Source organism: Streptomyces sp. NPDC051664, assembly GCF_044453545.1.
Lineage (GTDB): Bacteria > Actinomycetota > Actinomycetes > Streptomycetales > Streptomycetaceae > Streptomyces.
The window spans coordinates 114,651-123,577 of the sequence record NZ_JBITCU010000020.1 but is presented as its reverse complement, the minus strand read 5'-3'; the positions used below and the strand labels follow the sequence as shown (position 1 = coordinate 123,577).

Genomic DNA, 8,927 nt, shown 5'->3' with positions numbered 1-8,927 from the left:
TCATCGATGAGTACGAGCACGTCACCGCTGGGCATCCGAAAACACCTCCGCCGCCATCCCTGCCCACCCCGTGCCGACGACAGGCCCGCTCATCCAGCAGCTACACCGATTGGCCCAGCCCGTGTCCAAGCAGGGCTGTCCAGAGCCCGTCTTCAAAGGTCGTTCAGTGGGTGTATCAGGGTCGGGTGCGTCGCCACGAGATCACTGATCGCGAGTGGTCGGCGAGGCCTTGCTGAGCTCGCTGGTCCCCGGCCCGGAGGGGCGGCAAGTGCGCGCGGTCCATCATCGGCGGACGGTCCCGGTTCGGGCGTAGCGGCCCGGGGTGACGCCCACAACTCGCTTGAAGTGCCGGGTGAGGTGGGACTGGTCGTAGAAGCCGACGGCAGTCGCTACCTCGCCCGCCGGCTGTCCGTCGAGCAGCAGACGGCGGGCCAGGTCGACGCGACGGGACATCACGTACTGGTGCGGGGCGATGCCGAAGGCGCCGCTGAAGGCCCGTACGAGATGCGTGGGGTGGGCGTGTACCAGGCGCGCGGCTTCTTCCAGGGCGATGCCTTCAAGCAGGCGCTCGTCGAGGAGGTCGCGCAGACTCCGGGCGATGTTGCGGTCGGGTGCCGCGCCACCAAGGACCAGCCTGGGGCGCAGATGCTCGCGCAGTCGCTCGCCGATGAAGGCCAGACGGCTCTCCGCCTCGAACTCGTCACCCCGGCCCGCGAGAGTTGTGTGCAGCTGGCCGACGCGTCTGCGCAGCACGGGATCGGTGAGGTCCGGGCCGTCCACCGCCGGCCCGATGAAGCTTTCGTCCAGCTGTGTCGTGTCGAGGTAGAGCACGCGCTTGCGAAATCCCTGAGGCGTGGCCGGTGAGCCGTTGTGCGGGATCTGCGGCGGGAGCAGGCTCACGGTGTCGCTCGGGGTGCCGCGCTCGTAGCGGTCCAGGTCGTAGCGGACCGCTCCGTCATCGACGATCAGCAACGTCCAGGCGTCGTGGACGTGCATGGGGTAGGCGTGCTCGGTGAAGTGTGCGTGGAAAACCTCCACGACGCCCGCGACTGGGGGGCGCCAAGCGGAGATCTCCTGCCGGGGCATCACGCAAAGAACGTACAAGACGCAGAAGGCGCGGACCGTGGAATCTCGAAGCATGAGAAATGACGATGAGACCGAGGCCGGAACCGGGATTGAGACCGGCGCAGGGGATGAGAACGTGCCTGTCCGCTTCGACACCAAGATCGCTGTCCTGCTGCGGGAGGATCTTGAGTCCTGGCAGCGGCTGAATGTGACCGCCTTCCTGGTCAGTGGGCTCGGCACGGTGTCACCCGAGGTGATCGGCGAGCCGTACGCGGACGCCGACGGCACCGCGTACCTGCCGATGTTCCGCCAGCCCGTACTGGTCTTCGAGGGGACGAAGGAGATGGTGACCGCTGCGCACGGCCGCGCGTTGTCGCGCTCGCTGCCGAGGGCCGTGTTCACCTCGGATCTGTTCGGCACGGGCAACGACCGGGACAACCGGGCGGCGGTACGGGCCGTGGGAAAGGACCAGCTCGATCTGGTGGGGATGGCTGTCTACGGGCCGCGCAACGCGGTGGACAAGGTCCTCAAGGGTGCGCGCATGCACCCCTGAGCGACGTCGAATCCCGGATCCCGGTCATCGGTACTCGGCGGTCAAGTGCCTTCCGAAGGGAGCGACAACGGCCACCAAGAGGATCAGACGCCCGAGAGGTCTGCCGGTGACCGTGGATGGTGACAACGCGCTTGTCAACGGGGCGGCGGTCGCAGCAGGGCCGCCGCGTCGATGACAGTTGTCCTGCTCCGTGTGCTGGGCATCCCCAAGTCGGCCGGCAGTGACAGTGACATCCATCGTGCTCCGGCACAGCTGCTGAGCTGACACACGTCAGAGGGAGCCTGGTCGAGAGAGTTGGATCCAAGGATGTCGGTGCTGGTCCGGAGCGCGCAGGCGACGGCGTGGGGAGGCCCACTCCCGCACCGCCGCACGCCGACTCGGCCCTGCACGATGAGGTTCCGCCCGGAGCGCCGCCGGAGCGCCCCCGGGCGGAGGCGAGATCGGCGCTCCTGAGCGTGCTCAGCCGGCCACTGCCTCCTGCTGAGGCTCGGCCGCGGCGGTCTCCGAGGCGGCCGTCGCGGTGTAGAAGACGGACGAGCCCTGCTTGGTGCGCTGAGCCTGGCTCTTGGCGACCAGCCCTTCGAGGGTGGTACGCACCACGGTGGTCTTGACGCCGCGGTCAGGGTGGGCCTGCGTGAGCGCGGCGGAGATCTCGGTGGCGGACCGCGGCTCGCTCTGCTGCTCCAGGTGGCCGCGGATCAGGTTGACGAGGGTCGGCTTGGTGTCTGTCGTGGGTACCTTCGTGGATGAGGCCTTCGTGGACGAGACCTTGGCGGACGAGGCCTTGTCGGCGCTCTTCTTGGATGCCGTCGCCTTTGCATTCGTGGCGGCCGCCTTCTTCGGCTTGCTCTGCCGGGGCTCGGCGGTGGCCTGGCGCGGTACGGTCGGCGCGGCCGTGGTGTCTGCCTCGCCGGCTGCGTTCGCGCCGCCGAGTGCCTCCTGCATGCTCACCAGCACGGAGTGGTCGTGCTGCAGGGCACCCAACTGCTCCTGCAGCGCCTCGATTTCCGCACTGATACGTTCCTGCTCCTTGACGTTGCGCTCGAGGTCGCCCGTCACCTGGGCGATGTACTGCGACGTCAGTCCTGTGGCGTGGGCCTGAATTTCAGACATGGCATGGGCCTTTCTGCAGCTCGCGGGTAGGGCGGCGAAAAGCACGAACCCGGTCCGCGAGCGGGTGGAGGCAGGTGCCCAGGCTGTGCTGACCGGGTCACCCGCAGGACATAACTGCCGCAATGTGCAGCAGTGTCTAGAGATAGTACGCACGAGTAGAGCTCTCATGTGCCAGTCGAGTGATGTCTCACCCTTCCCTTCAGGGTGAGGAACCGGAAGATGCGGGGCATGCGACGACGAGACCGACCGAGGCACTGTCACTGCTGATGCGCCGAGCGGCCCACCCGGGCCTGCTCGGGAGACAGGCGCCACGTGACTTCGCCCCTCGGACGGACAGCCCAGCGCAGTCACCGCAACGTGGGGACGTCGCCGCCCGCTTGCCTGATGGGGACGAACAGCTGCGGACATGCTCGCGTGTTCACCGAGCGCTGCCCACCTCAGAAGTGGGTGGCGATTCCGAAGGCATGCCGGAGCTGAGCCATGTCGTGACGGTCCCGGTCGGTCGGCTCGTATCCCTGGTGGAAATAGACCTGCTGCTCGGCTGACAGACATGGAACCGACGTGTCACCGATCATGCCGGTCACGAAGCACGACGCGGGATAGGCGAAGGGGCGCTCTGCGTCGAGGTTTGCCTGCACGGCAGAGCCGTCCGCTGCAAAAGTGAGGGGGTGGAGGTCGATTTCCCGTCCGTCCGATGCTGCGACCACGAACCGCACGGGCCGCCAGTTCAAGGTCTCTACGAAGCCGGCACCGTTCAGGGCCCTCACGACATCGTCTTCCCGGTCCTCGGGGTGCATGAGATCAAGGTCGCGGTGCTCACGGGTTTGCTTGCCGAGCAGGGCATCTATGCCCCATCCCCCGCCGATCCAGACTCCGACCCCGGCCCGTCGCATCAGCGCAAGCACAGACAAGACGTCGTCAGCCGTCATCACCCCGAGCACGCTAGTACACCGAAACCTGCGCGGGCCGAGTGGAGCCGGATCAACTTCTTACCTCGGTGTAGCCGTTTCTGTTGCCGCAGGGGAGTCCAAAGGTCCCGGACGGAACAGTACCTGTCGCTGGGCATGCGCCATGATCAGACGAGTTCGAGTCCGCCGTCGACCGTGAGCACTTGGCCGGTGAGCCAGGCCGTCTGTGCGTCGGCCAGGCGCAGGATCCACTCGGCCACTTCATCGGGTTCACCACGGCGGCCCAACGGAATGCGTGCTGCCTCGGCATCCTTGAGGTGATCGATCTCCCTGGCGGACAAGCCGGCGCCGGCCAACGCTCCGCTTTCGGTGGGGCCGGGAGCCACTGCGTTGACCCGGATGTTGTCGGGCGCCAACTCCAGTGCCCAGCTTCGGGTCAGCTGTTCGATCGCAGCCTTCGAGGCACCGTAGTGAGAGGCGTGAGCGATGGGCCTGTGCCCGAATGTGCTGCTGACGTTGACGATCACCCCCTGGGAGCTCCGCAGGTGCGGAAGGGCGGCGCCGGCCAGAAGGCTCGGAGCGGTGACGTTGGTGGCGAGTACCTGGTTGATGCCTTCGGCGGTCACCTGCTCCAGGGGCATCATCGCGAGGACTCCGGCGTTGTTGACCAGGACGTCGACACGTCCCCATCGATCGACCGCGGCCTGCACGATCCGTTCGGGTGCGCCTGCGGCACTGACGTCGGCACTGAGCGTCTCGATGGCCGGATGGAGATCGGCTGTCTCCTGCAACGCCTCCGCTCGTCTCCCCACTCCCAGCACCCGCGCTCCCGCCGTCGCGAACGCCAGTGCGGCAGCTCGCCCGATCCCGGAACCAGCTCCGGTCAGGATCACAACATGGTTGGTAAAACGGCTGGTCATCACTGACACATCCTTATTGTTCGATGTCAATCGAAGATCGAAGGGGTTGTGGAACGGGCCGAATGCGGGTGCCGGGTGGCCTAGTCAACCCTGACCAGCCAACTGAAGGTCCTCACGCAGACGACGCTGCAGAAACGGTCATGGTGCCCGGGGTGAGTGCACCTCCTCCGGCGCCCGGCCGGTTGCCGCGGCGGCGGAGAAGGTAGGGGGCCTGCTCTGCTGGGCCGGAGCCCGGTCCCGTGGGATGGCCCGGGCCGGCTGCCTGCACGGAGCGCGTGTTGAGGCGGACGCCGGCCGTGGCCTGATACGTGGGATCCGTGTCCCTGACGCACAGGGCTGCTTCGGGAGCGGATTCTGCGTCGAGTCGCCACGGTTCGGCGCGAACTGTCCTATGCGGCGAGGGCTGTGCAGACGTCGCGGTGGAGCGCGATCACTTTGTCCATCCCGGTCAGCCGATAAGTTTTCTCCAACGTCGGCGAGAGACCTGCAAGGGCGACCGAGGCGCCGACGTGGGTCGCGCTGCGGTATGCGGAAGCGACAGCTCCCATGCCACTGGAGTCCCAGAAGGACATGAACGAAAGGTCCAGTACCAATTTCCGGGCGCCCGCTGCGATTTCCTCCAGAGCGGTGGCTCGCAGCGCGCCGGCATTGGCCCAGTCCACAGCGCCCGTCACGGCAAGGACGACGCAACCGTCGTGCATACGCGTGACGTGGATGCAGAACGGCCTGATACCCGAGGATGTGGTCGGTCGATTTCCGGGGCAACCATGGCGATGGGGCGAGGGCACAGGCCGGTCGTGACAGTTGGAGTACATCGACTTCACCTTTCGCTCGCGGTTGGGTGTCCGCTTCCCTGGGCCCGGGACCGAAATGAGGGGGCCTGGTCTCGTCACCCGTCGGTCGGTGCCAGGTGTGACGGCGCGAATGCCGGACCTTTGCGTGTCGATCGCGTGAACCATCGAGAACCGACGTTCCGTGGTGGCCATGAGTACTCCGGTTGCAATCGCAGTTGCGGGTTCGTCGGCTATGACCAGCTCGCCTTGCAATTTGTGACATGACGGCCATTTGGTCTCGGCCCGGTTGGTCCACGAACGATCCGGGCCCTGCTGCGCGCCCATCTGAGGTGCACGGCCGACAAGGGCGTGGTGGAGCCTCAGGCGGAGCCGCGGAGGAACTTCCAGGCCCTTGTGCGGGCGAAGACCGGGAAGGCGGAGCGCACCACCTTGCACGGGCAGGCCATGCCTGCGTCCAGCACGTGCCGGCAGCGGCGACGACGCTCTGGATCCGGTAGCCCGGCAGCGGAGATGCACATCAGCTTCTCCGCGCTGTCACACTTCGCCTCGCCGTCTTGTCAATGCTGCGCAACCGTCAACACGGCATGGGAGAAGAAATGAAGGACATCCTGGTCATCGGTGGAGGGTTCGCCGGCGTGTGGAGCGCGGCAGGAGCCGTGCACGCCACGCGTGAGGCAGGCGAGGAGGTGCGGGTGACCCTGATCAGTGGTGGTGACGATCTGGTCGTGCGCCCCCGTCTCTACGAAGAGGAACCGGAGAGCAAGCGGGTGCCTCTGGACCGTGTTCTCGGTCCGATCGGGGTGCGCCGGGTCACAGCGACGGTGACCGGTATCGACACCGGGGCCCGCACGGTGCGGGCCGTCGGGCGAGCAGGCGAGGATCTGACCCTGTCGTACGACAAGCTTGTGCTGGCCGCCGGCAGTCGGCTGGTGCGCCCCGACTTCCCGGGCGCACGGAACGTCTTCGACGTCGACACCCTGTCCACGGCGGCCGCGTTCGACCACCACCTGCGGCGGCTGCCGCAGCGGACGCCGTCCCCGGGCCGGTACACGGCCGTCGTGGTGGGCGCCGGCTTCACCGGCCTGGAAGTGGCGACCGGCCTGGGCGAACGGCTGCGGGCGATCGCCCACGCGCACGGCGCGGGCGAGGAGGTGCGGGTCGTCCTGGTCGACCGCGCCGACGTCCTCGGACCGGAGCTCGGTCCGGGACCCCGCCCGCAGATCGACGGCGCGGTCGACGAACTGAAGATCGAGCGACGCCTGGGACGCACCGTGGCGTCGGCCACCCCCGAGGACGTCACCCTCTCGGACGGTGAGGTGATTCCCACAGCCACCGTCGTGTGGACGGCCGGCATGGTCGCCAGTTCTCTGACGGCACAGATTCCGGGAGAACGCGACCGTCTGGGACGGCTGAGCGTGGACGCCTACCTGCGGGTGACGGGAGTCCCTGACGTCTACGCCGCCGGCGACACCGCCTCCGCCCTCGCGGAGGAAGGGCATTACGCGACGCAGAGCTGCCAGCACGCCCAGCCGATGGGGAAGTTCGCCGGACACAACGTAGCCGCCGACCTCCTGGGCACGGACCCGCTGCCCTTCACCCCTGATCCCTACGGCGTCTGCCTGGATCTCGGGCCGGCGGGCGCCGTGGTCACACAGGGCTGGGACCGCACGGTCCAGATGACCGGCGAGGGCGCCAAGTCCCTCAAGCGGGACATCAATACGCTGTGGATCTACCCCCCGGTCGATGACGCCGAGCAGATCCTCGCCCAGGCCGGCCGCTTCTCCAACCTCTGACAGCGCGGGCGGCCGCGCATCCCGCCCGCCGGTCCTGCCGGATCACCGCCGGCTGCGCGGAGTAACGGCATCGCGGACAGGCATCGCACTCGCGTCGTGAGCGCGATGCCCGTCTCGCGGCCGGCTGGGCAATCGGCGCCGGTCCCGCGAGTGAGCGTTCCCGCTGTACGGCCATGAGTCGTCCGAGTCGTCGGCCAGGACCGACGACCGGTCCGCAGGTGAGAGCCCTTCCATGACTCATGTCGGCCGTTCGGGTTCTCTGTCGTCGGCTTCGAGAGATCGGGTCACATATCGATGGGCTACTCGGTCATAGCTATGAGGAGCACGTCGCAACGGCCGAGGAGCAGACATGTACACGTCCGAACAGCGGACCGCCACATCCGTCCTCGTCATCAGAAGGGAGGATCCGGCCTGCGCGATGCCATCGAACTCGCCGGACGCAGGGGCGACGGTCCCGCGGGTGGACAAGCGGCCGAAGACGGATGGATACGGTGCGGCCCGAGGGTCACGGCACCGGGGTCGACGGGTACGCGATCGGCGAGGCATCGAGCGGCCTGCACTCTCGACCCTGCGCTGCAGGTCGACCTGGTGTGGTCCGGTCCCGGCTGGGGGGAACGGGATGCCGTACCGCCGATCCCCGACGATGCGCGGCGCTCATGCGTGAGGTCTCGACCGCCGGCAAACCCGTCGAGTAGCAAGGGTCACGAACCATGTCGTCGAAGAACCATCCAGCGGAAGACGTCGAGAGCCTTCAGGACGCCGAGGCGGTGTTCCGCAATGTCCGCGGTCGCATGTTCGGGATCGCCTACCGAATGCTGGGCAGCGTCAGCGAGGCGGAAGACATCCTCCAGGAGGTCTGGATCCGCTGGCAGACCTACGACCGGTCCAAGGTGCAGAACGCACAGGCGTTCCTCGCGACGACCACGACGAGGCTCGCGATCAACGTCCTGCAATCCGCGAGGGTCCGCCGTGAGACCTATGTCGGTCCGTGGCTGCCGGAGCCGGTCGACACCAGCAGTGACCCGGCGCTGGGTGCCGAGCGCGGGGAGGCTCTGGAGGTCGCGGTGCTGATGCTGCTGGAGAAGCTCACGCCTACGGAGCGTGCGGCATACGTTCTGCGGCAGGCGTTCGACTACCCGTATGAGCAGATCGCGGAGATCATCGGTCAGACGAATGCGAACGTACGCCAGTTGGTGAGCCGGGCGCGTAAGCATCTGGCCGCGGAGAAACGTGCGAGTGTCGCGGCTGATGAGCACCAGCGGTTCCTGACAGCGTTCTTGGCGGCGGCACAGACAGGGAACGTGACCGCCCTGGAGGAGCTGTTCGCACAGGACGTCGTCTCGTATGCCGACGGCGGAGGGGCCGTTCGGGCGTCGAAGTTCCCCGTTGTGGGCCGTCACCGTGTGGCGCGGTACGTCCACGCGTTCGCCGACACCTTCTGGACCGGGGCGACGGTGGAGCCGGTCGAGGCCAACGGCCGGGCCGCGGTGCGTCTGTACCGTGACGGGAACGTGTTCGCCGTTGTCACAGTGAGTGTGAAAGCTGACGGTATCGACCGGGTGCTGTGGATGATGAACCCGTCGAAACTCGCCGCCATGGCCGCCTGAGCCTTCCGTCCCGCCCCCTTCCACCAAGCACGGAGATCAGCGGGTCCGGCGGAAGCGACAGGGGGCGCACCGCGGCCGCGCAGCGGCTGTGCGACGCGCTGTCCTGTCGCTTCTGCGAGGCCGCGCCCGCACCGGCACCCGACGCGGGCCCGGTGGCCGTCGTCCGACGCCCCA

Annotated in this window: 8 protein-coding genes; 3 read left to right on the top strand and 5 right to left on the bottom strand. The window is 67.6% G+C overall.

Annotated elements, in window-relative coordinates; genetic code table 11:
- Positions 1-282 precede the first annotated feature (282 nt).
- Positions 283-1,086 (bottom strand): AraC family transcriptional regulator, encoded by an 804-nt coding sequence (locus ACIA8E_RS29415; RefSeq protein ID WP_399302419.1) that lies wholly within the window; start codon positions 1,084-1,086, stop codon positions 283-285.
- Between the two features lie 52 nt (positions 1,087-1,138).
- Here ACIA8E_RS29415 and ACIA8E_RS29410 point away from each other — a divergent pair, with 52 nt between their 5' ends.
- On the top strand, positions 1,139-1,618 hold the full coding sequence (locus ACIA8E_RS29410) for a DUF2000 family protein (RefSeq protein WP_399302408.1): 480 nt from the start codon (positions 1,139-1,141) through the stop codon (positions 1,616-1,618).
- A 459-nt stretch (positions 1,619-2,077) separates the two neighbouring features.
- Here ACIA8E_RS29410 and ACIA8E_RS29405 read toward each other — a convergent pair whose 3' ends face one another.
- From ACIA8E_RS29405 to ACIA8E_RS29390, 4 genes are all read right to left on the bottom strand, one after another.
- Entirely contained in the window at positions 2,078-2,731 is a 654-nt protein-coding gene (locus ACIA8E_RS29405; RefSeq protein WP_399302406.1) for a hypothetical protein, read from the bottom strand.
- 437 nt (positions 2,732-3,168) lie between these two features.
- The gene (locus ACIA8E_RS29400; RefSeq protein WP_399302417.1) at positions 3,169-3,660 is read right to left on the bottom strand and encodes a nucleotidyltransferase domain-containing protein; all 492 of its coding nucleotides are present in this window, start codon (positions 3,658-3,660) and stop codon (positions 3,169-3,171) included.
- A gap of 146 nt (positions 3,661-3,806) precedes the next feature.
- Positions 3,807-4,559: an SDR family NAD(P)-dependent oxidoreductase gene (locus ACIA8E_RS29395; protein ID WP_399302404.1), complete on the bottom strand. Its 753-nt coding sequence runs from the start codon at positions 4,557-4,559 to the stop codon at positions 3,807-3,809.
- Positions 4,560-4,948: 389 nt separating this feature from the next.
- Entirely contained in the window at positions 4,949-5,260 is a 312-nt protein-coding gene (locus ACIA8E_RS29390) for an STAS domain-containing protein (protein WP_399302402.1), read from the bottom strand.
- Positions 5,261-5,949: 689 nt separating this feature from the next.
- On the opposite strand from ACIA8E_RS29390, the gene ACIA8E_RS29385 reads away from it, so the two are divergent.
- Together ACIA8E_RS29385 and ACIA8E_RS29380 are read left to right on the top strand one after the other, a co-directional pair.
- The gene (locus tag ACIA8E_RS29385; protein ID WP_399302400.1) at positions 5,950-7,146 is read left to right on the top strand and encodes an NAD(P)/FAD-dependent oxidoreductase; all 1,197 of its coding nucleotides are present in this window, start codon (positions 5,950-5,952) and stop codon (positions 7,144-7,146) included.
- Positions 7,147-7,856: 710 nt separating this feature from the next.
- On the top strand, positions 7,857-8,753 hold the full coding sequence (locus ACIA8E_RS29380) for an RNA polymerase sigma-70 factor (RefSeq protein WP_399302398.1): 897 nt from the start codon (positions 7,857-7,859) through the stop codon (positions 8,751-8,753).
- The last annotated feature ends 174 nt before the right edge of the window (positions 8,754-8,927 follow it).

Excerpts from the sequence above, each read along its gene's own strand:
- ACIA8E_RS29415 (WP_399302419.1), bottom strand. The coding sequence starts at position 1,086 with ATGCCCCGGCAGGAGATCTCCGCTTGGCGCCCCCCAGTCGCGGGCGTC.
- ACIA8E_RS29410 (WP_399302408.1), top strand. The coding sequence starts at position 1,139 with ATGAGAAATGACGATGAGACCGAGGCCGGAACCGGGATTGAGACCGGC.
- ACIA8E_RS29405 (WP_399302406.1), bottom strand. The coding sequence starts at position 2,731 with ATGTCTGAAATTCAGGCCCACGCCACAGGACTGACGTCGCAGTACATC.
- ACIA8E_RS29400 (WP_399302417.1), bottom strand. The coding sequence starts at position 3,660 with ATGACGGCTGACGACGTCTTGTCTGTGCTTGCGCTGATGCGACGGGCC.
- ACIA8E_RS29395 (WP_399302404.1), bottom strand. The coding sequence starts at position 4,559 with ATGACCAGCCGTTTTACCAACCATGTTGTGATCCTGACCGGAGCTGGT.
- ACIA8E_RS29390 (WP_399302402.1), bottom strand. The coding sequence starts at position 5,260 with ATGCACGACGGTTGCGTCGTCCTTGCCGTGACGGGCGCTGTGGACTGG.
- ACIA8E_RS29385 (WP_399302400.1), top strand. The coding sequence starts at position 5,950 with ATGAAGGACATCCTGGTCATCGGTGGAGGGTTCGCCGGCGTGTGGAGC.
- ACIA8E_RS29380 (WP_399302398.1), top strand. The coding sequence starts at position 7,857 with ATGTCGTCGAAGAACCATCCAGCGGAAGACGTCGAGAGCCTTCAGGAC.